The organism is Rhizobium sp. P40RR-XXII, assembly GCF_012641405.1.
Taxonomy (GTDB): Bacteria; Pseudomonadota; Alphaproteobacteria; order Rhizobiales; family Rhizobiaceae; genus Rhizobium.
This window is the reverse complement of record NZ_JABAII010000016.1, coordinates 133,811-157,535: the sequence shown is the minus strand read 5'-3', so window position 1 is coordinate 157,535 and position 23,725 is coordinate 133,811. Positions and strand designations below refer to the sequence as shown.

The 23,725-nt window shown below is 60.0% G+C and carries 33 protein-coding genes and 1 pseudogene; 4 read left to right on the top strand and 30 right to left on the bottom strand.

Going from position 1 to position 23,725, the window contains the following annotated elements; all coding sequences use genetic code 11:
- Positions 1–119: pseudogene (locus HGP16_RS25900) on the top strand (IS5/IS1182 family transposase); the annotation flags it as partial.
- Positions 120–132: 13 nt separating this feature from the next.
- Here the strand turns inward: HGP16_RS25900 and HGP16_RS25895 are convergent.
- Positions 133–1,449 carry a replication-associated recombination protein A gene (locus HGP16_RS25895; RefSeq protein ID WP_168842831.1) on the bottom strand — a complete coding sequence of 439 codons (1,317 nt, stop codon included), beginning with the start codon at positions 1,447–1,449 and terminating at the stop codon, positions 133–135.
- On the bottom strand, positions 1,446–2,849 hold the full coding sequence (locus HGP16_RS25890; protein ID WP_168842830.1) for a DegQ family serine endoprotease: 1,404 nt from the start codon (positions 2,847–2,849) through the stop codon (positions 1,446–1,448). The genes HGP16_RS25895 and HGP16_RS25890 overlap by 4 nt, the downstream gene beginning before the upstream one ends.
- Positions 2,850–3,023: 174 nt before the next feature.
- Between HGP16_RS25890 and HGP16_RS25885 the strand changes: the two genes are divergently transcribed.
- On the top strand, positions 3,024–3,371 hold the full coding sequence (locus HGP16_RS25885; RefSeq protein ID WP_168842829.1) for a hypothetical protein: 348 nt from the start codon (positions 3,024–3,026) through the stop codon (positions 3,369–3,371).
- A 213-nt stretch (positions 3,372–3,584) separates the two neighbouring features.
- On the opposite strand, the gene ilvD is transcribed toward HGP16_RS25885, so the two are convergent.
- On the bottom strand, positions 3,585–5,423 hold the full coding sequence (gene ilvD, locus HGP16_RS25880) for a dihydroxy-acid dehydratase (protein WP_168842828.1): 1,839 nt from the start codon (positions 5,421–5,423) through the stop codon (positions 3,585–3,587).
- 339 nt (positions 5,424–5,762) lie between these two features.
- Here ilvD and msrP point away from each other — a divergent pair, with 339 nt between their 5' ends.
- Together msrP and msrQ are read left to right on the top strand one after the other, a co-directional pair.
- Positions 5,763–6,713, top strand: coding sequence for a protein-methionine-sulfoxide reductase catalytic subunit MsrP (gene msrP, locus HGP16_RS25875; RefSeq protein WP_168842827.1), 951 nt, complete (start codon positions 5,763–5,765; stop codon positions 6,711–6,713).
- Positions 6,713–7,366, top strand: coding sequence for a protein-methionine-sulfoxide reductase heme-binding subunit MsrQ (gene msrQ, locus HGP16_RS25870; protein ID WP_409526863.1), 654 nt, complete (start codon positions 6,713–6,715; stop codon positions 7,364–7,366). Before msrP ends, msrQ begins: the two co-directional genes overlap by 1 nt.
- Before the next feature lie 134 nt (positions 7,367–7,500).
- Here msrQ and HGP16_RS25865 read toward each other — a convergent pair whose 3' ends face one another.
- The 27 genes from HGP16_RS25865 to rpsS form a co-directional block, all read right to left on the bottom strand.
- Complete coding sequence (locus HGP16_RS25865) at positions 7,501–8,391, bottom strand: HlyD family secretion protein (RefSeq protein WP_168842826.1); 891 nt, start codon at positions 8,389–8,391, stop codon at positions 7,501–7,503.
- Positions 8,388–8,597 carry a DUF1656 domain-containing protein gene (locus HGP16_RS25860; protein ID WP_112803543.1) on the bottom strand — a complete coding sequence of 70 codons (210 nt, stop codon included), beginning with the start codon at positions 8,595–8,597 and terminating at the stop codon, positions 8,388–8,390. The genes HGP16_RS25865 and HGP16_RS25860 overlap by 4 nt, the downstream gene beginning before the upstream one ends.
- Before the next feature lie 4 nt (positions 8,598–8,601).
- Entirely contained in the window at positions 8,602–10,674 is a 2,073-nt protein-coding gene (locus HGP16_RS25855; RefSeq protein WP_168842825.1) for an FUSC family protein, read from the bottom strand.
- On the bottom strand, positions 10,671–11,147 hold the full coding sequence (locus tag HGP16_RS25850) for a MarR family winged helix-turn-helix transcriptional regulator (RefSeq protein WP_168842824.1): 477 nt from the start codon (positions 11,145–11,147) through the stop codon (positions 10,671–10,673). The genes HGP16_RS25855 and HGP16_RS25850 overlap by 4 nt, the downstream gene beginning before the upstream one ends.
- 180 nt (positions 11,148–11,327) lie before the next feature.
- Complete coding sequence (locus HGP16_RS25845; protein WP_168842823.1) at positions 11,328–11,738, bottom strand: DUF2809 domain-containing protein; 411 nt, start codon at positions 11,736–11,738, stop codon at positions 11,328–11,330.
- Between the two features lie 171 nt (positions 11,739–11,909).
- The gene (rplQ, locus tag HGP16_RS25840) at positions 11,910–12,332 is read right to left on the bottom strand and encodes a 50S ribosomal protein L17 (RefSeq protein WP_015339614.1); all 423 of its coding nucleotides are present in this window, start codon (positions 12,330–12,332) and stop codon (positions 11,910–11,912) included.
- Positions 12,333–12,380: 48 nt separating this feature from the next.
- Positions 12,381–13,391 (bottom strand): DNA-directed RNA polymerase subunit alpha, encoded by a 1,011-nt coding sequence (locus tag HGP16_RS25835; protein ID WP_034507362.1) that lies wholly within the window; start codon positions 13,389–13,391, stop codon positions 12,381–12,383.
- A 103-nt stretch (positions 13,392–13,494) separates the two neighbouring features.
- Positions 13,495–13,884, bottom strand: a complete 390-nt coding sequence (rpsK, locus tag HGP16_RS25830; protein WP_003547577.1) for a 30S ribosomal protein S11 — start codon at positions 13,882–13,884, stop codon at positions 13,495–13,497.
- Between the two features lie 131 nt (positions 13,885–14,015).
- Positions 14,016–14,384 (bottom strand): 30S ribosomal protein S13, encoded by a 369-nt coding sequence (gene rpsM / locus HGP16_RS25825; RefSeq protein WP_149638070.1) that lies wholly within the window; start codon positions 14,382–14,384, stop codon positions 14,016–14,018.
- 217 nt (positions 14,385–14,601) lie between these two features.
- A complete protein-coding gene (locus HGP16_RS25820; RefSeq protein WP_168842822.1) occupies positions 14,602–15,252 on the bottom strand; it encodes an adenylate kinase in 651 nt (216 codons plus the stop codon).
- Positions 15,249–16,589 (bottom strand): preprotein translocase subunit SecY, encoded by a 1,341-nt coding sequence (gene secY / locus HGP16_RS25815; RefSeq protein WP_168842821.1) that lies wholly within the window; start codon positions 16,587–16,589, stop codon positions 15,249–15,251. The genes HGP16_RS25820 and secY overlap by 4 nt, the downstream gene beginning before the upstream one ends.
- Before the next feature lie 224 nt (positions 16,590–16,813).
- The gene (gene rplO / locus HGP16_RS25810) at positions 16,814–17,299 is read right to left on the bottom strand and encodes a 50S ribosomal protein L15 (RefSeq protein WP_149638067.1); all 486 of its coding nucleotides are present in this window, start codon (positions 17,297–17,299) and stop codon (positions 16,814–16,816) included.
- Between the two features lie 17 nt (positions 17,300–17,316).
- Positions 17,317–17,529: a 50S ribosomal protein L30 gene (gene rpmD, locus HGP16_RS25805; protein WP_168842820.1), complete on the bottom strand. Its 213-nt coding sequence runs from the start codon at positions 17,527–17,529 to the stop codon at positions 17,317–17,319.
- A gap of 13 nt (positions 17,530–17,542) precedes the next feature.
- The gene (gene rpsE, locus HGP16_RS25800; protein WP_168842819.1) at positions 17,543–18,112 is read right to left on the bottom strand and encodes a 30S ribosomal protein S5; all 570 of its coding nucleotides are present in this window, start codon (positions 18,110–18,112) and stop codon (positions 17,543–17,545) included.
- Between the two features lie 130 nt (positions 18,113–18,242).
- Positions 18,243–18,605: a 50S ribosomal protein L18 gene (rplR, locus tag HGP16_RS25795; RefSeq protein ID WP_168842818.1), complete on the bottom strand. Its 363-nt coding sequence runs from the start codon at positions 18,603–18,605 to the stop codon at positions 18,243–18,245.
- A gap of 12 nt (positions 18,606–18,617) precedes the next feature.
- On the bottom strand, positions 18,618–19,151 hold the full coding sequence (gene rplF, locus HGP16_RS25790) for a 50S ribosomal protein L6 (RefSeq protein WP_149638064.1): 534 nt from the start codon (positions 19,149–19,151) through the stop codon (positions 18,618–18,620).
- A 41-nt stretch (positions 19,152–19,192) separates the two neighbouring features.
- Complete coding sequence (gene rpsH / locus HGP16_RS25785) at positions 19,193–19,591, bottom strand: 30S ribosomal protein S8 (protein ID WP_104822788.1); 399 nt, start codon at positions 19,589–19,591, stop codon at positions 19,193–19,195.
- A 12-nt stretch (positions 19,592–19,603) separates the two neighbouring features.
- A complete protein-coding gene (gene rpsN / locus HGP16_RS25780; protein ID WP_068386075.1) occupies positions 19,604–19,909 on the bottom strand; it encodes a 30S ribosomal protein S14 in 306 nt (101 codons plus the stop codon).
- 33 nt (positions 19,910–19,942) lie between these two features.
- Positions 19,943–20,500 (bottom strand): 50S ribosomal protein L5, encoded by a 558-nt coding sequence (gene rplE / locus HGP16_RS25775; protein ID WP_168842817.1) that lies wholly within the window; start codon positions 20,498–20,500, stop codon positions 19,943–19,945.
- Positions 20,493–20,801, bottom strand: coding sequence for a 50S ribosomal protein L24 (rplX, locus tag HGP16_RS25770; RefSeq protein ID WP_168842816.1), 309 nt, complete (start codon positions 20,799–20,801; stop codon positions 20,493–20,495). The genes rplE and rplX overlap by 8 nt, the downstream gene beginning before the upstream one ends.
- An 11-nt stretch (positions 20,802–20,812) precedes the next feature.
- Positions 20,813–21,181 carry a 50S ribosomal protein L14 gene (rplN, locus tag HGP16_RS25765; protein ID WP_012707761.1) on the bottom strand — a complete coding sequence of 123 codons (369 nt, stop codon included), beginning with the start codon at positions 21,179–21,181 and terminating at the stop codon, positions 20,813–20,815.
- Between the two features lie 225 nt (positions 21,182–21,406).
- Positions 21,407–21,646 (bottom strand): 30S ribosomal protein S17, encoded by a 240-nt coding sequence (gene rpsQ, locus HGP16_RS25760; RefSeq protein WP_168842815.1) that lies wholly within the window; start codon positions 21,644–21,646, stop codon positions 21,407–21,409.
- A 12-nt stretch (positions 21,647–21,658) separates the two neighbouring features.
- On the bottom strand, positions 21,659–21,859 hold the full coding sequence (gene rpmC / locus HGP16_RS25755) for a 50S ribosomal protein L29 (protein ID WP_007690763.1): 201 nt from the start codon (positions 21,857–21,859) through the stop codon (positions 21,659–21,661).
- Positions 21,860–21,870: 11 nt separating this feature from the next.
- Positions 21,871–22,284, bottom strand: coding sequence for a 50S ribosomal protein L16 (gene rplP, locus HGP16_RS25750; protein ID WP_034480417.1), 414 nt, complete (start codon positions 22,282–22,284; stop codon positions 21,871–21,873).
- 36 nt (positions 22,285–22,320) lie between these two features.
- The gene (gene rpsC / locus HGP16_RS25745; RefSeq protein ID WP_034507390.1) at positions 22,321–23,046 is read right to left on the bottom strand and encodes a 30S ribosomal protein S3; all 726 of its coding nucleotides are present in this window, start codon (positions 23,044–23,046) and stop codon (positions 22,321–22,323) included.
- Positions 23,046–23,435, bottom strand: a complete 390-nt coding sequence (gene rplV / locus HGP16_RS25740) for a 50S ribosomal protein L22 (RefSeq protein ID WP_004118391.1) — start codon at positions 23,433–23,435, stop codon at positions 23,046–23,048. Before rplV ends, rpsC begins: the two co-directional genes overlap by 1 nt.
- Positions 23,436–23,437: 2 nt before the next feature.
- The gene (gene rpsS, locus HGP16_RS25735) at positions 23,438–23,716 is read right to left on the bottom strand and encodes a 30S ribosomal protein S19 (protein WP_015339602.1); all 279 of its coding nucleotides are present in this window, start codon (positions 23,714–23,716) and stop codon (positions 23,438–23,440) included.
- Positions 23,717–23,725 lie beyond the last annotated feature (9 nt).

Here is a 23,725-nt window from a genome sequence, read left to right as displayed (position 1 = left end):
TCGAGTGCTGCTTCTCCAGACTCAAGCAGTTCCGCAGGGTCGCTACGCGCTTCGAAAAAACCGCCGAAAACTACCTCGCAGTCGTCACTATCGCAGCAATCGTCCTATGGATCAGATAACTGTCCACACTTCCTAGCGCTCGCCGCGCTCCTTGCGCAGTTTCGACCACCAGTCCAGCCGCTTGCGGATCTCGCGCTCAAAGCCGCGTTCCGGCGGATCGTAGAAGGTCTGGCGGCCCATCTTTTCCGGAAAATAATTCTGGCCTGAAAAGGCGTCCGGTTCGTCGTGATCGTAGCGATAGCCGTCGCCGTAGCCTTCGGTGCGCATCAGCTTCGTGGGCGCGTTCAGGATTTGCTTTGGCGGCAGCAGCGAGCCATTCTGCTTCGCGGCCTGCGTCGCTGCCTTGAAGGCGGTGTAGACGGCGTTCGATTTCGGCGCGGTCGCGAGATAGACGCAGGCCTGTGCCAGCGCCAGTTCACCTTCCGGCGACCCGAGGTAATCATAGGCGTCCTTCGCGGCATTGCAGATGACCAGAGCCTGCGGGTCTGCAAGGCCGATATCCTCGACCGCCATGCGCACCAGCCGGCGACCAAGATAGAGCGGATCCTCGCCGGCGTCGAACATGCGGGCGAGATAGTAGAGCGCTGCGTCCGGGTCGGAGCCACGAACCGACTTATGCAGCGCCGATATCAGATTGTAGTGTCCATCCTGCGCCTTGTCATAGACCGGGGCGCGGCGCTGGACGATCTTGACCAGCATATCGGGATCGAAAAGCTCATCCTTGCGCGCAGCGCGCCAGACCTCTTCGGCCAGCGTCAGAACCGAGCGGCCATCGCCATCGGCCATGCGGATCAAGCTGGCACGAGCGTCGTCCGTCAGCGGCAGCGGCTTTCCTTCCACCGTTTCGGCTCGGCGCAGCAGTTCCTCCAGGCTCTCCTCGTCATGTGAGCGGAATGTCAGCACACGGGCGCGGGAGAGAAGAGCGGCGTTGAGTTCGAAAGACGGATTTTCCGTCGTCGCTCCCACAAGAATAACCGTGCCGTCTTCCATCACGGGCAGGAAGCTATCCTGCTGAGCGCGATTGAAGCGATGGATCTCATCGACGAACAGCAGGGTCTGGCGGCCATCCATGCGGCGCAGACGTGCCGCCTCGAACACCTTTTTCAGATCAGCAACGCCGGAGAAGATCGCCGAAATCTGCTCGAAGGCGAGACCCGCCTCGCCCGAAAGCAGCCGTGCAACCGTCGTCTTGCCGGTGCCTGGAGGTCCCCAGAAGATCATCGATCCCAGCGACCCCGCCTCGATCATTCGGCGCAGAACGCCGTCCTCGCCGGTCAGATGTGCCTGGCCGGTGACTTCGGCCAATGTTTGCGGCCGCAGACGATCGGCGAGAGGCCGCTTGTTGGCGACCTCTTCCGGAATCCGCGGTGCAAACAGGTCATTGCTCATCGGAAGAACTGCCGGATGCGCTGGCCGTCGCGCTCGATCTCGACGCGCCAGAAGCTTGGATTGGAGGTCACGGTCCGCTGGAGGACCTCAGTCGTATTGATCGCCACCCCATTGATGGAGATAACGATATCGCGCGCGGCAAATCCCAGCCGATCGGCCGGCGAGTTCTGCTTCAGGCTTTCGATGACGACGCCCGTGGAATCCGGCGGCAGATGCAGATCATCGGCGACGCGCGGCGAGAGATTGGCAACGGTCGCGCCAGAGAAGGGATTGTTGCCCTCGATCACCCGCTCGTCGCGCGGGATGGATTCAGGCGCCGCGGCAAGCGTCATCGTGGTCTGATGTTCCTTGCCGTTATCGAGCACGGTCAGCGACACGGTCGCGCCGAGGCCCGCCGTCGTCAGGCGATAGCCGAGCGCATCGGGATGCTCGATGGAGATATTGTTCAACGCCGTAATCACCTCGCCTGGCTTGAGGCCGGCCTTGGCCGCCGGTCCGCCATCGACCACCTTGGTCACCAGCGCGCCGCGCACCTTGTCCAGGCCCAGAGCTTCGGCGACATCGGATGTCACCGGCTCGAAAGTGGCGCCGATATAGGGCCGCTCGAAGGACTTGTCGCCACGGTCGGCCGCGGCAAGGAAGACCTTGACCAGATTGGCGGGGATGGCAAAGCCGATACCGTTGGAGCCGCCGCCCTGGGAGAAGATCGCCGTATTGAGCCCGATCAATTCGCCGGTCATGTTGACAAGCGCGCCGCCGGAATTGCCGGGGTTGATCGAGGCATCGGTCTGGATGAAGAAGCCGACCTCGTTCTTCACCTGGTTGCGGGCGAGCGCAGAGACGATGCCGCTCGTCACCGTCTGTCCGACACCGAAGGGATTGCCGATCGCGAGCACGAGATCGCCGACTTCAATGCCATCGGAATTGCCAAGCGGCAGAACCGGGAAGCTCTCGTTCTTCGACTGGATCTTCAACACGGCGAGATCGACACGATCGTCCTTCAGCACGACCTTGCAGGGAAATTCGCGGCCGTCCGAAAGCGCGATCTTGATGTCGTCGGCGCCATCGACGACGTGGTTGTTGGTGATAACAGTGCCGTTCGCCTCCACGATGACGCCCGAGCCCAGCGAAGACTGCTTCTCGGTGCGATTCGGCATGCGCTGGCCGAAAAACTGCTCGAAGAAGGGATCGCCAGCAAAGGGGGACTGACGCTGAACGACGCGCTCGGCATAGACATTCACGACAGCACCCGCCGTCTGCTTGACCAGCGGGGCGAAGGAAAGCTGCATCTGCGTCTGGCTTTCCGGCAGTGTCTTTGCCGTCTGAGCCTCAGCGGAAAGCGGCATCGCCATGACGAGGGCAATCATCGAAACGGCAGTGCGCTTCAGGAGGACATGCATGGAAATTTCCCTTTTTAATTCTCTTTAAACAACGTTGTAGCGCCCGACGCTAGAAAGAAAAGAGGGCGGAAGCATGAAGCATAAATGGACGCTGGCAACGATAAAAAACAGGCTCGCCGAACAAAAACATGTTGTCATGCATTTGGAGTTGGGAATCGTCAAAGGGAACCAAACATGCGATCGAACCATCTTGCCGCCGCTACCTTCCTCATCTCGCTGGGCATGGCCGGCACCTCCCACGCCGCCAGCTTTGATTGCGAGGCGCAGAACCTGAAGCCGGACGAAAAGACCATATGCGAGGTACGGGCGCTCAACGATGCCGACGTTAAGATGGTGACGACCTTCGACCTGCTCTCCGGCCTTCTCGCCATGGGCGCGCGCGGAACGATGCAGGACCAGCAGACCGAATGGCTGAAGAAACGGCAGGCCTGCGGCGCCGATGTCGCTTGCCTGACTTCGTCCTATCAAGATCGCCTGAAGGAGCTGAACGACGCGTACAAGCAGATCAATCGGCCGCTGTAGAAGCTGCTTTGCGATGACGTTGAGGGCTTTGCCGCACAAGTCCCCTCTCCCCGCCTGCGGGGAAAGGGTTAGGGTGAGGGGCAAGCGCGGGGACAGGCACACTCCTCCGCCGCGGCAAATCTCCAAAAGCCCCTCATCCGTCCTCTCGCGGCCGAGCTCCGCTCGACCGTTCGAGTCCACCTTCTCCCCGCTGCGCGGGGCGAAGGTGCTTTATTATTTCCCGCCCAAATCGCGAACGGCGCCGCGGTCCGCACTCGTGGCAAACGCGGCATAGGCCTTCAACGCCGTGGTGACGTTACGCTTGCGTGCTTCAGCCGGGTGCCAACCCTTAACATTCTGAGCTTCGCGGCGAGCGGCAAGTTCCTTGTCGTCGACGCGCAGGCTGATCGTGCGGTTGGGGATGTCGATGTCGATCATGTCGCCTTCGCGTACCAGGCCGATCGTGCCCCCGTTTGCCGCTTCCGGCGAGGCGTGGCCGATAGAGAGGCCCGAGGTGCCGCCGGAGAAGCGTCCATCGGTGATCAAAGCGCAAGCTTTGCCCAGACCCTTCGACTTCAGATAGCTCGTCGGATAGAGCATTTCCTGCATACCGGGGCCGCCCTTCGGGCCTTCGTAGCGGATGACGACGACGTCGCCGGCCTTGACCTCGTTGCTGAGGATGCCCTTGACGGCAGCGTCCTGGCTTTCGAAGACCTTGGCCGGGCCGGAGAACTTCAGGATCGATTCATCGACGCCGGCCGTCTTCACGATGCAGCCATCGAGCGCCAGATTGCCCTTCAAGACGGCGAGACCGCCATCCTTGGAGAAGGGATGCTGGGCATCGCGGATGACACCCTTTTCGCGATCGAGATCAAGCTCTTCCCAGCGCGCGCTCTGGCTGAAGGCAACCTGCGTCGGGATACCGCCGGGGGCAGCGCTGAACAGCTCCAGAGCCGCCTTGTTGTCGGTGACGGCAATATCCCATTGCGCTAGCGCCTCGCCCAACGTCGGGGCATGGACGGTCGGCAGATCGACGTTCAACAGTCCGGCGCGGTTCAACTCGCCGAGGATCGCCATGATGCCGCCGGCGCGATGCACATCTTCCATGTGAACGTCGGCCTTGGCAGGCGCCACCTTGGAAAGGCAGGGAACACGTCGCGACAGGCGGTCGATGTCATCCATGGTGAAATCGATCTCGCCCTCGTGGGCTGCCGCGAGGATATGCAGCACGGTGTTGGTCGAGCCGCCCATGGCGATGTCGAGCGCCATGGCATTCTCGAATGCACCCTTGCTGGCGATTGTCCGCGGCAGCGCCGTTACATCGTCCTGCTCGTAATAACGCTTCGCGAGAGCGACGACACGGCGCCCAGCCTCGAGGAAAAGTTCCTTGCGGTCGGCATGGGTGGCAAGCGTCGAGCCGTTGCCCGGCAGCGACAGGCCGAGTGCCTCGGTCAGGCAGTTCATCGAATTGGCCGTGAACATGCCCGAGCACGAACCGCAGGTCGGACAGGCCGAACGCTCGATGACCTGAACGTCCTCGTCACTGATCTTGTCGTCGGCCGCGGCGACCATGGCGTCGACGAGATCGAGGGCAACCTTCTTGCCATGCAGGACGACCTTGCCGGCTTCCATCGGGCCGCCGGAGACGAAGACGGTCGGGATGTTCAGGCGCAGCGAGGCCATCAGCATACCGGGGGTGATCTTGTCGCAGTTGGAGATGCAGACCATGGCGTCGGCGCAATGGGCGTTGACCATGTATTCGACGCTGTCGGCGATCAGCTCGCGCGACGGCAGCGAATAGAGCATACCGTCATGACCCATGGCGATGCCGTCGTCGACGGCGATGGTATTGAATTCCTTTGCAACGCCGCCAGCCGCCTCGATCTCGCGCGCGACGAGCTGACCAAGATCCTTGAGGTGAACGTGGCCGGGCACGAACTGGGTGAAGGAGTTGACCACCGCAATAATGGGCTTGCCGAAATCGCTGTCCTTCATACCCGTCGCACGCCAAAGGCCGCGCGCGCCGGCCATGTTGCGGCCGTGGGTGGTGGTTCTGGAACGATAAGCTGGCATGGTGTTTCTTCCTCGTCATCCTGGAATTTGCGCGGCGTCGGCATAGCCCACGGTTTCGAGCCGAAAAGGACGCCGGCAACTCCGCTTTTTGGAATTGTCCTAATCCAATCGTGCGATACTGTCACTATCAACTCAAGCGAATCCGGTACGCTGCCAAGCAAGGCCACGTCCGGGCGAACAAGTCGTACGACCAGAGTTGGGAATGAAACGGCCCGATCGCAAGCGCACACAAAAAGTTGCTTTCACTTCCAAAGAAATGCCGGCCTAAGAGTGTAATAAAATCTGCATCCGCTGCGTATCGCTTATATCGAAGCTGCTAGCGCATAGAGGAACTGTTCCATGGCCGCCTATCGTCCGCCCAAAATCGCATCTTCCGAAATCACACCCCGCTCGATCTATCTCAAGCGCCGCGGCGTCCTGACGGCGGCGGCCGCCGGCATGGGCATGGCGGCCATCGGCGGCAAGGCTGCGATGGCCGAAGCGCTGGCGGCGACCAAGAGCAATTATACGGTCAACGAGAAGCTGACGCCGATCAAGGACGTCACCACCTACAACAATTTCTACGAATTCGGCCTCGACAAATCCGACCCCGCCAATCTCTCCGGCAAGTTCAAGCCGCGGCCCTGGACCGTCAAGGTAGACGGCATGGTCAACAAGCCCGGCACCTTCGACATCGACGCTCTGATCAAGGAATTCCCCCCGGAAGAGCGCGTCTATCGCATGCGCTGCGTCGAAGCCTGGTCGATGGTGATCCCCTGGGACGGCTTCCAGCTCTCCGCCTTGCTCGATAAGGTGGAACCGCAGGGCAGCGCCAAATTCGTCGCTTTCGAAACAATCGTCCGGCCGGCCGAGATGCCGGGGCAATCGGGCCTCTTGCAATCCCTGAACTGGCCCTATGTCGAGGGACTGCGCCTGGACGAGGCGCGCAACCCGCTGACGCTGCTTGCCGTCGGCCTCTACGGCGAGACCCTGCCGAACCAGAACGGCGCGCCGATCCGGCTCGTCGTACCCTGGAAATATGGCTTCAAGGGCATCAAGTCGATCGTCCGCATCACGCTCACCGACAAACAGCCGCTGAATACCTGGCAGGCGACCAACAGCCAGGAATATGGCTTCTACGCCAACGTCAATCCGGCCGTCGATCATCCGCGATGGAGCCAGGCGACCGAACGGCGCATCGGCGAAGGCGGCTTCTTCGGCTCCAATCGTCATCCCACCCTGCCCTTCAACGGCTATGCCGATCAGGTCGCCAACCTTTATAGCGGCATGGATCTCAGGGTGAATTTCTGATGGCCATGTCCTTCGCCCTCCCCAAGCGCTGGCAATCCGCCTCAGTCTGGGCGCTCTATTTTGTCGGACTTTTGCCGGCCGCATGGGAATTCTATCTCGGCGCGACGGACCAGCTCGGCGCCGATGCCGTCAAGACCTTCGAGCTTTTCCTGGGACTATGGGCGATCCGTTTCCTGCTGCTGACGCTTGCGGTCACGCCGCTTCGCGATCTCTTCGGCTGGAATTATCTGCGCTATCGCCGCGCGCTCGGCCTACTCTGTTTCTATTATGTGCTGATGCACCTGACCGTCTATATGGTCCTCGATCAGGCGCTGGATGTGCAGGCCGTCATCGACGACGTGCTGAAGCGGCCCTTCATCATGTTCGGCATGGCGGGGCTCGTCATGCTGCTGGCACTTGCCGTGACCTCGAACAATTTCTCGATCAAACGTCTCGGCAAGAAATGGATCTGGCTGCATCGCCTGGTCTATATCATCGCCGCCTGCGGTGCCCTGCACTTCGCCCTGTCGACAAAGGTGCTGTCACTGGAGCAATATATCTATATCGGCCTACTGATCGCCATGATCCTCTACAGATCCTACAGGCCGATCATGATGGAGAAGCGCCGGGCCGCACGCAGGCCGGCCGTTGCTTCCAGCTCCAGAGCGGCCTGAATTCGGCCGCCCTGCTCTTTTTTAAAGCAATTCCAGGAAAAGTGCGCAGCGATTTTCCGTCCGGAATTGCGGAGAAACAAAGAGATAGAGCGGTTCTGCGATTCCGTGAAAAGCTGAACCGCTCTAGAAGACAGTCATTCCGCGGCGCTGGCGATGTTCGCCTGGTCCTGCTCCTGCACCTCGACGGTCGCTGTCAGGCCGGCAATCAGCTTCGTGCCGTCGGGCACCTTGTCGAGCGCGATGCGCACCGGCACGCGCTGCGCCAGGCGCACCCAGCTGAAGGTCGGCGTGATGTTGGCAAGCAGGCTGCCGGAGGTGCGTTCGCGATCCTCGATGCCGTAGGCGATGCTTTCGACATGGCCGGTCAGCTTCTCGGCCTGCCCCATCAGGTGGATGAAGACCTCATCGCCGACATGGATGCGCGGCAGCTTGGTTTCTTCGAAATAGCCCTCCACACGCAGGGAATCGGTATCGATCAGCGCCACCTTGGCAGTGCCGGCCGAAACATAATCGCCCGGGCGCAGGCTGAGGTTCGAGATCGTGCCGTTGACGGTGGCGCGGACCTCGGAACGGTCGAGGTTCAGCTGAGCGAGCTCGCGATTGGCGGTCGCCTGACGAAGAGCGGCTTCATCCTGCTGCACGGTGGTCAGCGCCTGCTCCTTCTGCTGCAGGGAGGCGGCATCGCCGAGGCGAGCCTGCCGCTGGCTTTCGCGGCGGGCCTGATCGAGAGCGGCTTTGCTGCTTGCAAGGGCTGCATCCGCCTGCTCGAGAGCGATGGCAAAGCGATCCCGATCGACGCGGAAAAGAACATCGCCTTTCTTGACGATCTGGTTATCCTTGACGAGGACCTCGCTCACGAGACCGGAGACGTCAGGCGCGATGCCGACGACATCGGCCCTGAGACGCGCATCGCGCGTCCACGGCTCATCCATATAGTGACCCCAGAGCTGGCGGCCGACATAGACGGCGGCAACGACGAAGATGAGAGTGACGGCCACGCGGCCGATGAGTTTTAACGCGTTCATGTGAAGTACCAACGAGAAACGGAGGAGACGGCGCCGAGCAGCAGGACGTAAAGCGCGAGATCGAAGAGACCGCGATGCCAGACCAGAGTATAGGCTCCGATCCATGCGAGCAGGCGTCGAAGGACGATGACGGCAAACAGCGTCACGAGCATGAGAACGAGAAGGCGGGGGATGTAGACGCCATAAAGATCGAATTCTGCGGGCATGATATTACTCGGCGGCAATGGAATGTGGTTGGGTTATGTCCGATACGGGCGGTCGCCAGCTCGCCGGCGGCTCGGCATGCGGGAAGAGCGCCCGGCGAAGGCCGACAAGCGCATCAAGGCTCGCCCGGCCGGAATGCCGCTTTTCCTGTGCGACCGCCTCGAGGCCACGGTCGATCGACATGCGCAGATCGTCGGAGGGATCGATGGCGCGCTTGGCCTTCAGCCGCGAGCGATAGAAATCCGAAACGCCGATCAGCACTTCGCTGACGGATGCCGCCGCGGCGGGCTTTAGCTGGCCACGCTCCTTCTGCAGCATCAGCACGTTGAAGCCGAGACGAACGTCGGCATAGCCGTCGACCTTCTTCAGCTCGCGATCCTCGATGCCAGCAAGGCGGGGTACGAGCTGGCCGAGACGATCCAGAATGCGGCCGGACAGGCGCTCGTGATCGGCGCGGCGGATGCCGGCCGCAGTTTCGGCAAGATCGGTCCAGCCGGCCCTCACCAGCCGCCAGGCGGCAAGTTCGGCCCCGAACGGACGGGTGAGCAAGGTCCAGACCAGAGCGAAGCCGACACCCGCGAGAGCCCCGACCGCGCTGTTGGCGAAGCTGGCGAAATCGGCCGTATAGCGGTCCTGCAGCGCGATGAAGGTTGCTCCGTTCACCGCCAGCAGCATGGCGAGCATGTTGGTCTGCGGGCGCGGGATCAACAGGCCCATCACCAGGAAGGGCGGCGCAAAGACCAGCACCAGCATTTCGAAGCCGGAGATCGACGGCAATATGCCGAAGATGTAGACGCAGGCGATGACCAGGCTCATGGCGCACCAGACGAACATCGAAGTGATGAAGGGTGCGGGACGATCGAGCGAGGCGAAAAACGAACAGGCTACCGCGGCCATGGTGACGAAGCCCGCGCCATCCTCCCATCCGGAATAGATCCAGAAGAAGCAGGCGACGGCGATGCCAACGACAACCGCGCCGGCCGAGAAGGCAAGCAGGCCATAGTCATAGTGCCTGATGTGACCAACGACATTGCGGTGACGAACGGCGGGGCGCCATGTGCCGACCTGCTGGCCGGAGATGATCTGGTCGCGCAGCGTCAGGCAGTCCTGCCAGAGATCGACGATTTCCTTGAGGCGATCGAGAGCGCTCGACCGGACGAGATCGTCCCAGCCGAGATCGATGTCGTTCTGCTGCAATTCCTCGATTTTTCTCGACAGCGCATCGGCGGTATCGTCGGCCTTGCCGCGACCGCCCTGCTCGAGCCAATCGGCCACCTCGTTCAAAACGGCGACAAGCGGCGGCGGCAGCAGCTTTCCGCCGGCTTTCAGCGCATGCAGGCGATCGGCGAGAGACGAGAAGAGCGGCAGCAACATCAGCAGACGGCCGCGCAGCTCGCGCGAATGCCTGACGATATCGCGGCTGCCCGCATCATAACGCAGCTGGCTGATGACGAGATCGAGCCCGGAAACGTCGGCGGCAAGCTTCTGGCGTTTCAAGGGAGTTGCGGGAGAAGCGCCCTCGCCGCGCAGGATCTCATCCGCCCACGTGCCGGCGTCATCCAGCCAGGAGCTTATGCGCTTGCCGAGTACCGTGCCGACGCTGCTCGGAAAGACGATGGCGCTGACGACGCTCGCGCAGACGATGCCGATGATGATCTCCTCGGAACGGGCAAGCGCCACATCGAATACGGTTGCCGGCGCGCCGACGGTCGGCAGCGCGATGAGCGGCAGCGAATAGCCGGCCAGCATGAAGACATAGCTGCGCGAGGTACGGTCAAGCATCGAGATGAACAGCAAGGTGCCGGTCCACAGCGCGACGACGACGGAGAGCAGCTCCGGCGCATTGACGAAGAGCGGAACGAGGATCACCGACGCAGTGGCACCGATGAGCGTACCGAGAGCACGATAGAGCCCCTTGGAGCTGGTTGCGCCAGCAAGAGGATTAGCGACCACATAGACGGCGGCCATCGCCCAATAGGGACGCGGCAGATCCAGCGACAGCGCGATGAACAGCGCCATGATCGCTGCAATGAAGGCTTTGACCGAAAACAGCCAGTCGCGCCAGGACGGAACGCTCATAGAACCTTCTCCCGCTCCGGCTCGGCATCGCCAGTCTTCGGCGATTCGAATTCCTCGAAAGCCTTGAGAACGCGAACAGCAGCCTCGATATCCGCCGGGTCGACATTGGCGAGGATCTTGCCACGCAGCTCGTCGAGGGCGTCCTCCATGCGGGAGGCAAGCATCTCGCCTTCAGCCGTCAGCCACAGGCCTTTCGCGCGCCGATCCGTCGGATCATCCTTGCGGATGACGAGGTCCATGCTTTCGAGCTGATCGAGCAGGCGGACCAGAGACGGTCCTTCGATGCCGACATAGGTGGCGAGAACCACCTGCCGCACGCCTCCTCCCAGACGACCGATCCAAAGCAGCGGGGCGGCCGCGGCCTCGGATATGCCATAGGAGCTCAGCGCGAGATCGACGACCCGGCGCCATTGGCGTCCGGTGGTCAGCAGATTGGCGGTGAAGAGGCGCTGCAGCGCGTTTGACGATTTCATAGGAATCCATTAGCACTAAACTAATTAGGATTCAAATTATTATGATCCAAAGCGCCATCTGAAATGGGAAATGCAGCTATGAGAATATTGATGGCCAAACGGCAGAATGATCGAGACCGCAAACAATTGGCGACGAGCCGCAACGGCGGCTGGTAGTGGCCGCGGAATGAAGGTCAGGCGTCAGACCAAGCGCTTCCACCTCGATAGCACCCAATCCAGTGCCAAAGCCGCCGCGATACCGGTAACATAGGTCAGAATGTTCCAGGGCGAAAACACTCGCCCCAGCAGCAGAGCCCCCGCCGTGGTCAATCGAAACGCATCCAGCGCCGGCGTATGCCAAAGCCTGAAAAGCTCGACAAGCACGGCGACGACGACTGCCGCCAAGCTGATCCGGAACCGAGGCGTCCCGGCAAAGACCGTCGCAAGCAACCAGTAGACCATGGCTCCCCACAAGATCGAGCCACCATATTTCACGACCTCGAAGGGCAGATGCACGGCATATCCGAACCGCCTGAGCGCAAGGCCGCAGGCTATGGTTAGCAGCAGCGCCAGAGGCAAACCTGTTCTCCTGCGCGTCAATTTCCGCTGCATGCCTGGCTAAGCCCTTCACAGATGGATGCGCAAATCGATAAACGACCCGGCTTGAGAATGTCGATATTCCCTGGTGCTGGTGAGGAATGAAAGGCCGCTTCCGAGATCCACAAACGAGAAAAGGCCGGATGATTTCTCATCCGGCCTTCAATCTCTAGTCCAAAGCTGGCCTTAAGCGGCTGCGGCTTCTTCTTCAGCGGCAACGCGAGCCTTGTCGGCTGCGCCCTTGGCATTGACGTCGCGATCGACGAATTCGACAACTGCGAGAGCGGCATTGTCGCCCTGGCGGAAGCCAGCCTTCATGATACGCAGGTAGCCGCCGTTGCGGGTGGCGTAGCGCGTTGCGATCGCGTCGAAGAGCTTCGAAACGACGGCTGCATCGCGGATCTGCGAGATGGCCTGACGACGAGCGTGCAGATCACCGCGCTTGCCGAGGGTTACCAGCTTCTCGACGATCGGACGAATTTCCTTCGCCTTCGGGAGCGTGGTGACGATCTGCTCATGGGTGATGAGCGAAGCCGCCATGTTGGCGAACATCGCCTTACGGTGGCTGGCGGTTCTATTCAGCTTGCGGCCGGCTTTACCGTGGCGCATGGCTATTCTCCTTCACTTGCAGGCATCGATCGCCTGCCGTTTGAAACGTTAGTATTGGTCTTCGTAACGCTTGGCGAGATCTTCGATGTTCTCGGGCGGCCATGCCGGCACTTCCATGCCGAGGTGCAGGCCCATGGAAGCGAGAACTTCCTTGATTTCGTTCAGCGACTTGCGACCAAAATTCGGCGTGCGGAGCATTTCTGCTTCGGTCTTCTGAATGAGGTCGCCGATGTAGACGATGTTGTCGTTCTTCAGGCAATTTGCCGAGCGAACGGACAGTTCCAGTTCGTCCACCTTCTTGAGGAGAGCCGGATTGAAAGCGAGTTCGGTAACTGCTTCCTCTTCGGTTTCCTTCTGCGGCTCGTCGAAGTTGACGAACACGCCAAGCTGATCCTGCAGGATGCGAGCCGCGAAAGCGACGGCATCTTCACCGCTGATCGAACCATCGGTTTCGAGCGACATGCTCAGCTTGTCGTAGTCGAGAACCTGTCCTTCACGGGTATTTTCAACCTTGTAGGACACCTTCTTGACCGGCGAATAAAGGCTGTCGACCGGAATGAGACCGATCGGAGCATCTTCCGCACGATTGCGCTCGGCCGGGACATAGCCCTTGCCGTTGTTGACGGTGAATTCCATGCGGATTTCGGCGCCCTCGTCGAGCGTGCAGATGACATGCTCGGGGTTGAGGATTTCGATATCGCCGACCGTCTGAATATCGCCAGCCGTTACAACGCCTGGGCCCTGCTTGCGGACAACCATGCGCTTGGCATCATCGCCATCCATCTTGATGGCGATTTCCTTGATGTTCAGCACGATGTCCGTCACATCTTCCCGGACGCCCGGGATAGAGGAGAACTCGTGCAGCACGCCGTCGATCTGCACGGCCGTCACAGCGGCGCCGCGCAGAGAAGACAGCAGAACGCGACGCAGCGCGTTGCCGAGGGTAAGACCGAAGCCACGCTCCAGCGGTTCGGCCACGAGCGTTGCCTTGGTACGGCCGCTCGAGGTGAACTCGACCTTGTTGGGCTTGATCAGTTCCTGCCAGTTTTTCTGAATCATGTTTTTGCCTTCCGTTCGTTGTCACCATCCAATCGTGACAACCGAGCTTGAGAAACACCGGGCCGGACGCATCTGCCCCGGCCAGTGTCGAGAGTGGCGATGATCAGACGCGACGCTTCTTGCGCGGGCGGCAACCATTGTGCGGGATCGGCGTCACGTCGCGGATGGACGTGATCATGAAACCGGCAGCCTGGAGCGCGCGCAGAGCGGATTCGCGACCGGAACCCGGACCGCAAACTTCGACTTCCAGCGACTTCATGCCATGTTCCTGAGCCTTCTTGGCGCAGTCTTCGGCAGCGATCTGGGCAGCGAACGGGGTCGACTTGCGCGAACCCTTGAAGCCCTTGGCACCAGCGGACGACCAGGCAATAGCGTTGCCCTGCGCGTCGGTGATGGTGATCATCGTGTTGTTGAAGGTCGAGTTGACGTGTGCGACGCCAGACGAAATATTTTTACGCTCGCGACGGCGAACGCGTACGGCTTCCTTGGCCATGGTAGTCCTTTCTTGGATCTCTGCACCGCCGTAATGCCAGCGGCTCCACCGAAGCAACGCCCACGGGGCGCCGCTCCAAACTCAAAAGAGGCCGGCGGACCGCCAGCCTCCCCATCCCGGTTTCCCGGAAATTACTTCTTCTTACCAGCGATCGCCTTTGCCGGACCCTTGCGGGTGCGGGCATTGGTGTGGGTGCGCTGGCCGCGAACCGGCAGGCCGCGACGATGACGCAGGCCGCGGTAAGAACCCAGGTCCATCAGACGCTTGATGTTCATCGCGGTGTCGCGACGCAGATCACCTTCGACCTGGTAGTCACGGTCGATGGCTTCACGGATCTGCAGAACTTCAGCATCCGTCAGTTGATGGACGCGACGCTCGGCCGGAATACCAACCTTGTCGCAGATTTCCTGAGCAAACTTCGGTCCGATCCCGTGAATATAGCGAAGCGCAATAACTACGCGCTTTGCAGTCGGGATGTTGACGCCAGCGATACGAGCCACGCCTGTTCTCCTTGCATTCCTTTTGCCTTAGCAAAGGGTTTTGTTATGCAGCCCGGGAGCTGCTTGTTCAATGTGCATCCGCCACATGTCAAAACGACCGTACCCGGACTTCCCGTTGGAAATCCGCGCCGATCGCATAGCATGTCGCGAGTTGGCGCGGTGTTTAGCGGAATCGGCGCAAAAAAGCAACCGCTCCGGCAAGTTTATTTTAGGCTATCTAAAGCTTAGCCAGGATAGCCTCTATGCTTTCGGTCACATGCTCGATATCGGCCATGCCGTCGATGCTCTGCAACTTGCCCTTCGCATAGTAGTAACCGATCAGCGGCGACGTCTCCTTGTAATAGACCTGGAGGCGAGTCGCCATGGTTTCGGCATTGTCGTCAGGGCGGCGCTTGAAGTGGGTCGAGCCGCATTTGTCGCAGACGCCGGCCGTTGCCGGAACCTTATCAGTGTCGTGATAGACGCTGCCGCAATTCGAGCAGGAATAACGGCCGGAAACGCGGCGAATCAATTCGGCATCATCGACCTTGAGTTCAATGACGACCGAGAGATCCAACCCCTTCGACTTCAGCATCCGCTCCGTAGCATCCGCCTGCACCAGCGTGCGCGGGAAACCATCGAGGATGAAGCCTCTGGCGCAATCCGGCTGGTCGATACGTTCGGAGACGATAGCGTTGACGATCTCATCGGAAACAAGCTTGCCGGCGTCCATGACGGCCTTGGCGCGCTTGCCAACTTCAGTCCCGGCAGCCACCGCAGCCCTCAGCATATCGCCTGTGGAAAGCTGCGGGATGCCGTACTTTTCCACGATACGCTGGGCCTGGGTCCCCTTACCTGCTCCCGGCGGCCCTAAAAGTATGAGTCTCATCGCCCCCTCTTTCCTCCACGCAACTTCGATTTCTTGATCAGGCCTTCATATTGCTGTGCGATCAGGTGACCCTGAATCTGCGCCACCGTATCCAGCGTTACGCTAACCACGATCAGAAGCGAAGTGCCACCCAGAGACAACGGAATACCTGTCTGGGATACGAGAATTTCGGGCAGGATGCAGACGAAGACAAGATAGATCGCGCCGATGACCGTGATGCGGGTCAGCACGTAATCGATATATTCGGCAGTGCGCTCACCGGGACGAATGCCCGGAATGAAGCCGCCATGCTTCTTCAGATTGTCGGCCGTGTCCTTCGGATTGAAGACGAGCGCGGTGTAGAAGAAGGCGAAGAAGGCGATCAGGGCGCCGTAGAACACCATGTAGACCGGCTGGCCATGGCCAAGCGCGGCGACGATCGACGTCACCCAGGTCGGAAGCGCCGTATTGTTGCCGAGACCGGCGACGGTTGCCGGCAGCAAGAGCAGCGACGACGCGAAGATCGCCGGGATAACACCCGAGGTGTTGAGCTTCAGCGGCAGGTGCGACGTATCGCCCTGGAACATGCGTGTACCGACCTGGCGTTTCGGATACTGAATCAGCAGGCGACGCTGCGCACGCTCGACGAAAACGATGAGCGCAATGACCAGAATGGCAACGACCAGCACCGCGAGAATAAGGGGCGTGGAAAGCGCGCCGGTGCGGCCGAGTTCAAGAGTGCCGGCGAGCGCGGTCGGAAGACCTGCAGCGATACCGGCGAAGATGATCAGCGAGATACCGTTGCCGATACCGCGCGACGTCACCTGCTCACCAAGCCACATCAGGAACATCGTGCCGCCGAGCAGCGTAATGACGGTGGAAATACGGAAGAACCAGCCCGGGTCCACCACGACGCCGTTGCCGTGCTCCAGGCCGATCGCAATGCCATAGGCCTGCAATGCGCCGAGCAGCACCGTGCCGTAGCGGGTGTACTGGTTGATGATCTTGCGGCCCTGCTCGCCTTCCTTCTTCAGGTTTTCGAGCGAGGGAACGACCGAGGTCATCAGCTGAACGATGATCGAGGCCGAAATATAAGGCATGATGCCGAGCGCGAAGATCGCCATGCGCTGTACGGCGCCGCCCGAGAACATGTTGAAGAGGCCAAGAATGCCGCCCGACTGATTCTGGAAAGCCTGGGCGTAAGCGGCAGGATTGAGGCCAGGAAGCGGAATGTGGGTGCCGAGTCGATAGACGAGGAGAGCGCCGAGCGTAAACCACAAGCGCTTCTTGAGATCCTCAGCCTTGGCAAAGGTCGAGAAATTGAGATTGGACGCCAATTGTTCCGCTGCAGAAGCCATGCAAATCTCCGCACTACCAATTCCGGCATAATCGGCCGGGTCCGGAATCAGTAAGTAAATTGTTCAAAATTCGGGCTTCGGACGGATTGCCATGCAATCGGGCGCCTCACCCTTGGTTCCCGTTGTCAACCGGAAAGACACCGCCGCGTCGTTCAGGTTCGTGAGGCTCACATATGGGAGAAAAATCGCCCGAAGTGAAGCACCTCGGGCGATCTTTGATAATATTATTCTGCGGCAGGAGCTTCTGCGGCAGAAGCAAGCAGCTTGATGGAGCCGCCGGCCTTCTCGATCTTTTCAACCGCCGGCTTGGAAGCGCCCGCAACTTCGAGGGCAAGCTTCGCCTTCAGTTCGCCGTCCGAAAGAACGCGAACACCATCCTTGACGCGGCGAATCACGCCGGCAGCCTTGAGGGCAGCAGCATCGACAGTCTTCTTGGCATCGAGCTTGCCAGCATCGACGGCAGCCTGGATGCGAGCCAGCGATACGACAACGTAGTCGGAGGCGAAGATATTATTGAAGCCGCGCTTCGGCAGGCGACGATAGATGGGCATCTGACCACCTTCGAAGCCGTTGATCGCAACGCCCGAACGGGACTTCTGACCCTTCACACCACGGCCACCGGTCTTGCCGGAGCCGGAGCCGATGCCGCGGCCGAGGCGCTTGCGGCTATGGGTCGAGCCTTCGTTATCCTTGATCTCATTCAGTTTCATAACGATTTACCTCCGGCTCACTTCTCGCCGACAACGCGAACGAGATGCTGGACAGCACGGATCATGCCACGAACAGCCGGAGTATCTTCCAGCGTGCGGCGACGGTGCATCTTGTTCAGTCCGAGACCGATCAGCGTCTTCTGCTGAACGTCCGGACGGCGGATCGGGCTGCCAATCTGTTCGACCGTAACGGTCGCCTTAGCTTCAGCCTTCTTGGTCGTCTTGGCCATAGGTCAAACTCCCTTATTCTTCGGAGGCGTTGCCCGAAGCGGCGCGGCGAGCCTGCAGGGTGGCATACTTGATGCCGCGCTGAGCTGCGATGTCCTTCGGGTGAACCTGGTGCTTCAGGGCGTCGAACGTGGCGCGAACCATGTTGTACGGGTTCGAGGAACCGGTCGACTTGGCAACGACGTCATGAACGCCGAGCGTTTCGAAGACGGCGCGCATCGGGCCGCCGGCGATGATACCGGTACCGACCTTGGCCGAACGCAGCAGAACCTTACCTGCACCATGACGGCCATGAACGTCGTGATGCAGCGTACGGCCGTCGCGCAGCGGTACGAAGATCAGGTCGCGCTTGGCGCTTTCGGTAGCCTTGCGGATGGCTTCCGGCACTTCGCGTGCCTTGCCATGACCAAAGCCTACGCGGCCCTTCTGGTCACCGACAACGACGAGAGCGGCGAAACCGAAACGGCGGCCGCCCTTTACAACCTTGGCGACGCGGTTGATCGCGACCAGCTTGTCGACGAATTCGCTATCGCGCTCTTCACGGCTCTGCCGGTCATCCCGCGAGCCCCTCTTTTCCTGTGCCATTGTCCTCTTCCTTTTTCTTTTCCGGGTGCAATCGGCAAACAACAAAGACCGCATGCCCTCCCCCTAAAGGGAAGCTTGCGGCCCGGTGAACATCCGGCCGGCGCCCGAGAGCTGCCGACCAGAAACTTGATCAGAAGGACAGACCGCCTTCGCGGGCTGCTTCAGCCAGGGCCTTGATACGGCCGTGGTAGATGAAGGCGCCGCGATCGAACACGACTTCCTTGACGCCTGCCTTGGAGGCACGCTCGGCGACGAGCTTGCCAACGAGGGCGGCGGCGGCGGTATCGGCACCGGTCTTCAGAGAACCGCGCAGATCCTTGTCGAGGGTGGAGGCAGCCGCGAGGGTCTTGCCGGCCACATCATCGATGACCTGAACGTAGATGTTCTTCGACGAGCGATGAACCGACAGGCGCGGACGACCATTGGCCACCGACTTGATTTGACGACGCACGCGGTTGGCACGACGTGCAAGTGTTTCTTTCCTGCTAGCCATTTCGCGTGATCCTTACTTCTTCTTGCCTTCTTTGCGGACGATCCGCTCTTCGGCATACTTAACACCCTTGCCCTTGTAGGGCTCCGGACCGCGGTATTCGCGGATTTCAGCGGCAACCTGGCCGACCTGCTGCTTGTTGATGCCGGTGACGACGATTTCCGTCGGCTTCGGCACAGCGATCGAGATACCCTGCGGCGGCTCATAAACCACGTCGTGGCTGAAGCCGAGCGCGAGCTGCAGGTTCTTGCCCTGCATGGAGGCACGGTAGCCGACGCCGTTGATTTCGAGCTTGCGCTCGTAGCCGTCCTTAACACCCTTGAGGATGTTCTCGATCATCGTGCGGGACATGCCCCACTTTGCGCGAGCATCCTTGGTGTCGTTGAGCGGCGTCACGACGATTGCATTGTTTTCCAGCTTGAGACCGATTTCGTCGTTAGCGACGAAAAACAGCTCGCCCTTGGGGCCCTTGGCGGTCACTTTTTGGCCATCAACCGTGGCCGTGATCCCTGCAGGTACCTGAACGGGCTTCTTACCGATACGAGACATTTTTCAAACCTGTCTGTTTCGAAGGAGATCCCTGTTCGATCTTAGAAGACCGAGCAGAGAACCTCACCACCAACATTCTGTTCACGAGCCTGGTGATCGGCCATCACACCCTTCGGAGTCGAAAGGATGGTGATGCCGAGACCGTTCGCGACCTGCGGAATGGACTTGACCGAGACATAAACTCGGCGGCCCGGCTTGGACACGCGGCCGATCTCACGGATCACCGACGAGCCTTCGTAGTACTTCAGCTCAATGTTGAGCTCGGACTTGCCGTTGCCGAAATCGACGACGGAGTAGCCACGGATGTAGCCTTCAGCCTGCAGAACATCGAGGACGCGTGCACGGAGCTTGGACGCAGGCGTCGAAACCGACGACTTGCGGCGCGAAGCACCGTTACGGATGCGGGTGAGCATATCGCCCAAAGGATCAGTCATGGTCATCTATTCTGCTCCTTACCAGCTGGACTTGACGATGCCCGGCACCTTGCCGAGATTGCCGAGTTCACGCAGCGCGATACGCGACATGCGCAGTTTGCGGTAGTAGGCGCGCGGACGGCCAGACACTTCGCAACGGTTGCGAATACGGGTCTTCGATCCATCGCGCGGGAGCGATGCCAGCTTCAGAGTGGCCTTGAACCGGTCTTCGATCGAGAGAGACTGGTTCATGATGATTGCCTTCAGAGCAGCCCGCTTTGCGGATTGAGTGGCAACCGTATTGCGGCGGCGCTTGTTCTTTTCAACTGCGCTTGTCTTCGCCATATTTAGGTTCCTTTTCTACGCTCGTCGTTACGGTTATTGACGGAACGGGAAGTTGAACTCTGTCAGAAGAGCCCGTGCTTCGTCGTCTGTCGTCGCCGTCGTGCAAACGATGATGTCCATGCCCCACATCTGATCAACCTTGTCGTAGTTGATCTCAGGGAACACAATGTGTTCCTTGATGCCCATGGCGAAATTGCCACGACCGTCAAAGCTCTTCGGGTTCAGGCCGCGGAAGTCGCGAACGCGCGGAAGCGCGATGTTGACCAGACGATCCAGGAACTCATACATGCGGGCGCCGCGCAGCGTCACCTTGGCGCCGATCGGCATGTTTTCGCGGACCTTGAAGCCAGCGATGGAGTTGCGCGCGTGGGTGATGACCGGCTTCTGGCCAGCGATGGCCGCCAGGTCGGCAGCAGCAACGGTCGGCTTCTTCGAATCAGCCGTCGCTTCGCCAACGCCCATGTTGATCACGATCTTGTCCAGCTTCGGGATCTGCATCTCGTTAGCGTAGGGGAACTTCTCCTGCATGGCTGCACGGATGCGAGCAACGTATTCCTTCTTGAGCCGCGGCTCGTACTTTGCCTCAGCCATCGATCACTTCTCCCGAGGTCTTGGCCACACGGACCTTCTTGCCTTCTACAACCTTGAAACCGACGCGGGTCGGCTTACCGTGCCTGTCGACGATCGCAATGTTGGACAGGTGAAGCGAGGCTTCCTTGCTGATAATGCCAGCTTCCTGGGTCTGCGTCTGGCGCTGATGGCGCTTGATGACGTTGACGCCACGGACGACCGCGCGGTCTTCCTTCGGCAGCACTTGAATGACTTCGCCGGTACGGCCCTTGTCCTTGCCGGCCAATACGACAACCTTGTCGCCTTTACGGATCTTTTGCATCGCTCCGCTCCTTACAGTACTTCTGGAGCCAGCGAGATGATCTTCATGTGGTTCTTGGCGCGAAGTTCGCGCGGAACCGGTCCGAAGATACGGGTGCCGATCGGCTCTTTCTTGTTGTCGATGAGGACTGCTGCGTTGGTATCGAAGCGGATGACGCTGCCATCCGGACGACGGATGTCCTTGGCGGTACGAACGACAACCGCCTTCATCACGTCACCTTTCTTCACACGGCCGCGCGGGATAGCTTCCTTGATCGAAACGACGATGATGTCGCCGATCGAGGCATACTTGCGCTTCGAGCCGCCCAGCACCTTGATGCACATGACACGACGTGCGCCGGAATTATCCGCCACGTCGAGGTTTGTTTGCATCTGAATCATGTCAGGTCGCCTTCTTGTTGTTACCGGAATGGTTGGGCCAACCGACCCCCTACCCCGGCTTATGGACTAGTCTCTTGTCTGATTTCTCCAGCGCTCGGAACCACCAGGGTCATCTTCGCCGGCCATCAACAAAGCAAAAGAACGCTCGTACTCGAGCGTCCTGCTTCCAAGCTCGTGCTTCATACAGATATTTCGCCCAAGCGCAAGGGCCTGAGCGAAATTCTGTTACTTGGACTGGGCGGAAACGACCGTCCAGGTCTTGTCCTTGGAGATCGGTGCGCATTCCTCGATGGAAACGGCGTCGCCGACCTTGTACTGATTGTTTTCGTCGTGGGCCTTGTACTTCTTGGAACGACGAACGGTCTTCTGAAGCAGCGGGTGAGCGAAACGACGCTCAACGCGGACAACTACCGTCTTCTCGTTCTTGTCGCTGACCACGACGCCCTGCAGAATGCGCTTCGGCATGTTATTTTTCCTTTAGGCCTTTGCTTCTGCCGCCTTCTGGCGGGCAATGGTTTTCACGCGGGCGATGTCCTTGCGGACTTCGTTGATGCGCGAGGACTTTTCAAGCTGGCCGGTTGCCTTCTGAAAGCGCAGGTTGAACTGTTCCTTCTTCAGCTTGGCAAGCTCGTCCTTGAGTTGGTCGGCGCTCAGGGCGCGAACATCTGCGGCTTTCATGAGCTTCTTCCTTACTCTGCAATGCGCTGCACGAAGCGCGTCTTGACCGAGAGCTTGGCAGAGCCGAGGCGCAATGCCTCACGAGCGATTTCCTCGCTCACACCATCGATCTCGAACATCATACGGCCGGGCTTGACCTTGCATGCCCAGTATTCGACGGAGCCCTTACCTTTACCCATGCGGACTTCGGTAGGCTTTTTGGTTACCGGAACATCCGGGAACACGCGGATCCATACACGGCCGGCACGCTTCATGTAGCGCGTGATCGCGCGGCGAGCCGCTTCGATTTCGCGAGCGTTGACGCGGTTAGGCTCCTGCGACTTCAGACCGAATTCACCGAACGCAAGGTCAGACCCACCCTTGGCGACGCCCTTGATGCGACCCTTGAATTGCTTACGGTACTTCGTACGCTTTGGCTGCAACATTTCTCTATTCTCCGAACTTATCTGCCACGCACGCTATCAAGCGTTGTCGCGGCGACGGTCTCTATCGCGATCGCGGCTAGCCGGACCCTGGGCGTCGCCTTCCATTGCGCGGCGTTCGGAGGCCATCGGATCGTGTTCAAGGATTTCGCCCTTGAAGATCCAGACCTTGATGCCGCAGATGCCGAAAGCGGTTTCTGCTTCAGCCGTACCGTAGTCGATGTCGGCGCGCAGCGTATGCAGCGGCACGCGGCCTTCGCGGTACCATTCCGTACGAGCGATTTCCGCGCCGCCGAGACGGCCGGCGCAGGTGATCTTGATGCCTTCGGCGCCAAGACGCATCGCGGACTGAACGGCGCGCTTCATGGCGCGACGGAAAGCAACACGGCGTTCCAGCTGCTGAGCGATCGACTGGGCGACCAGCGTCGCGTCGATTTCCGGCTTGCGCACTTCAACGATGTTGAGGTGCGTTTCGGAATTCGTCATGTCCGACAGCTTCTTGCGGAGCTTGTCGATGTCAGCGCCCTTCTTGCCGATGATCAGGCCCGGACGAGCCGAGTGGATCGTAACGCGGCACTTCTTGTGCGGACGCTCGATGACCACCTTGGAGATACCGGCCTGCTTCAGTTCGTTCATGACGAACTTGCGCATCTTCAGATCTTCGTGGAGGAGCTGGCCATACTCGGCATTGTCCGCAAACCAGCGGCTATCCCAAGTGCGGTTGATGCCGAGACGAAAACCGATCGGATTGATTTTCTGACCCATTATGCGGCCTCCCCTTGAGCTTCAACTTCACGGACGACGATCGTCAGGTGCGCGAACGGACGCTCGATACGAGACGCGCGACCGCGGCCACGAGCGTGAAAACGCTTCATGACGATCGACTTGCCGACGTAAGCTTCCGCTACGACCAGCGAGTCAACGTCGAGATCGTGGTTGTTTTCTGCATTGGCGATCGCAGATTCAAGAGTCTTCTTCACGGCGCCAGCGATGCGCTTGCGCGAGAATTCCAGCTCTGCGAGAGCACGATCAACCTTCTTGCCACGGATCGAAGCCGCGACCAGGTTGAGCTTCTGCGGGCTGACACGGAGCGTGCGCGCAACTGCCTGCGCCTCATTGTCCTTCAGCCGGCGTTCGGTTTTTGCCTTGCCCATTGTTACTTCCTCTTCGCCTTCTTGTCCGCACCGTGACCATAATAGGTACGGGTCGGGGCGAACTCGCCGAACTTGTGGCCGACCATGTCTTCATTGACGCTGACCGGAATGTGCTTGCTGCCGTTGTAGACGCCGAAGGTGAGACCAACGAACTGCGGCATGATCGTGGAGCGGCGGCTCCACATCTTGATTATTTCATTGCGTCCGCCTTCGCGCACCTTCTCAGCCTTCTTGAGAAGATAGCCGTCAACAAACGGACCTTTCCATACTGAACGAGCCACTTGAGACTT

What these genes read in the sequence shown, in the direction of transcription:
- HGP16_RS25895 (WP_168842831.1), bottom strand. Translation starts at nt 1,449, where the DNA reads ATGAGCAATGACCTGTTTGCACCGCGGATTCCGGAAGAGGTCGCCAAC.
- HGP16_RS25890 (WP_168842830.1), bottom strand. Translation starts at nt 2,849, where the DNA reads ATGCATGTCCTCCTGAAGCGCACTGCCGTTTCGATGATTGCCCTCGTC.
- HGP16_RS25885 (WP_168842829.1), top strand. Translation starts at nt 3,024, where the DNA reads ATGCGATCGAACCATCTTGCCGCCGCTACCTTCCTCATCTCGCTGGGC.
- ilvD (WP_168842828.1), bottom strand. Translation starts at nt 5,423, where the DNA reads ATGCCAGCTTATCGTTCCAGAACCACCACCCACGGCCGCAACATGGCC.
- msrP (WP_168842827.1), top strand. Translation starts at nt 5,763, where the DNA reads ATGGCCGCCTATCGTCCGCCCAAAATCGCATCTTCCGAAATCACACCC.
- msrQ (WP_409526863.1), top strand. Translation starts at nt 6,713, where the DNA reads ATGGCCATGTCCTTCGCCCTCCCCAAGCGCTGGCAATCCGCCTCAGTC.
- HGP16_RS25865 (WP_168842826.1), bottom strand. Translation starts at nt 8,391, where the DNA reads ATGAACGCGTTAAAACTCATCGGCCGCGTGGCCGTCACTCTCATCTTC.
- HGP16_RS25860 (WP_112803543.1), bottom strand. Translation starts at nt 8,597, where the DNA reads ATGCCCGCAGAATTCGATCTTTATGGCGTCTACATCCCCCGCCTTCTC.
- HGP16_RS25855 (WP_168842825.1), bottom strand. Translation starts at nt 10,674, where the DNA reads ATGAGCGTTCCGTCCTGGCGCGACTGGCTGTTTTCGGTCAAAGCCTTC.
- HGP16_RS25850 (WP_168842824.1), bottom strand. Translation starts at nt 11,147, where the DNA reads ATGAAATCGTCAAACGCGCTGCAGCGCCTCTTCACCGCCAATCTGCTG.
- HGP16_RS25845 (WP_168842823.1), bottom strand. Translation starts at nt 11,738, where the DNA reads ATGCAGCGGAAATTGACGCGCAGGAGAACAGGTTTGCCTCTGGCGCTG.
- rplQ (WP_015339614.1), bottom strand. Translation starts at nt 12,332, where the DNA reads ATGCGCCACGGTAAAGCCGGCCGCAAGCTGAATAGAACCGCCAGCCAC.
- HGP16_RS25835 (WP_034507362.1), bottom strand. Translation starts at nt 13,391, where the DNA reads ATGATTCAGAAAAACTGGCAGGAACTGATCAAGCCCAACAAGGTCGAG.
- rpsK (WP_003547577.1), bottom strand. Translation starts at nt 13,884, where the DNA reads ATGGCCAAGGAAGCCGTACGCGTTCGCCGTCGCGAGCGTAAAAATATT.
- HGP16_RS25820 (WP_168842822.1), bottom strand. Translation starts at nt 15,252, where the DNA reads ATGAGACTCATACTTTTAGGGCCGCCGGGAGCAGGTAAGGGGACCCAG.
- secY (WP_168842821.1), bottom strand. Translation starts at nt 16,589, where the DNA reads ATGGCTTCTGCAGCGGAACAATTGGCGTCCAATCTCAATTTCTCGACC.
- rplO (WP_149638067.1), bottom strand. Translation starts at nt 17,299, where the DNA reads ATGAAACTGAATGAGATCAAGGATAACGAAGGCTCGACCCATAGCCGC.
- rpmD (WP_168842820.1), bottom strand. Translation starts at nt 17,529, where the DNA reads ATGGCCAAGACGACCAAGAAGGCTGAAGCTAAGGCGACCGTTACGGTC.
- rpsE (WP_168842819.1), bottom strand. Translation starts at nt 18,112, where the DNA reads ATGGCACAGGAAAAGAGGGGCTCGCGGGATGACCGGCAGAGCCGTGAA.
- rplR (WP_168842818.1), bottom strand. Translation starts at nt 18,605, where the DNA reads ATGGCTAGCAGGAAAGAAACACTTGCACGTCGTGCCAACCGCGTGCGT.
- rplF (WP_149638064.1), bottom strand. Translation starts at nt 19,151, where the DNA reads ATGTCTCGTATCGGTAAGAAGCCCGTTCAGGTACCTGCAGGGATCACG.
- rpsH (WP_104822788.1), bottom strand. Translation starts at nt 19,591, where the DNA reads ATGACCATGACTGATCCTTTGGGCGATATGCTCACCCGCATCCGTAAC.
- rpsN (WP_068386075.1), bottom strand. Translation starts at nt 19,909, where the DNA reads ATGGCGAAGACAAGCGCAGTTGAAAAGAACAAGCGCCGCCGCAATACG.
- rplE (WP_168842817.1), bottom strand. Translation starts at nt 20,500, where the DNA reads ATGGCTGAGGCAAAGTACGAGCCGCGGCTCAAGAAGGAATACGTTGCT.
- rplX (WP_168842816.1), bottom strand. Translation starts at nt 20,801, where the DNA reads ATGCAAAAGATCCGTAAAGGCGACAAGGTTGTCGTATTGGCCGGCAAG.
- rplN (WP_012707761.1), bottom strand. Translation starts at nt 21,181, where the DNA reads ATGATTCAGATGCAAACAAACCTCGACGTGGCGGATAATTCCGGCGCA.
- rpsQ (WP_168842815.1), bottom strand. Translation starts at nt 21,646, where the DNA reads ATGCCGAAGCGCATTCTGCAGGGCGTCGTGGTCAGCGACAAGAACGAG.
- rpmC (WP_007690763.1), bottom strand. Translation starts at nt 21,859, where the DNA reads ATGAAAGCCGCAGATGTTCGCGCCCTGAGCGCCGACCAACTCAAGGAC.
- rplP (WP_034480417.1), bottom strand. Translation starts at nt 22,284, where the DNA reads ATGTTGCAGCCAAAGCGTACGAAGTACCGTAAGCAATTCAAGGGTCGC.
- rpsC (WP_034507390.1), bottom strand. Translation starts at nt 23,046, where the DNA reads ATGGGTCAGAAAATCAATCCGATCGGTTTTCGTCTCGGCATCAACCGC.
- rplV (WP_004118391.1), bottom strand. Translation starts at nt 23,435, where the DNA reads ATGGGCAAGGCAAAAACCGAACGCCGGCTGAAGGACAATGAGGCGCAG.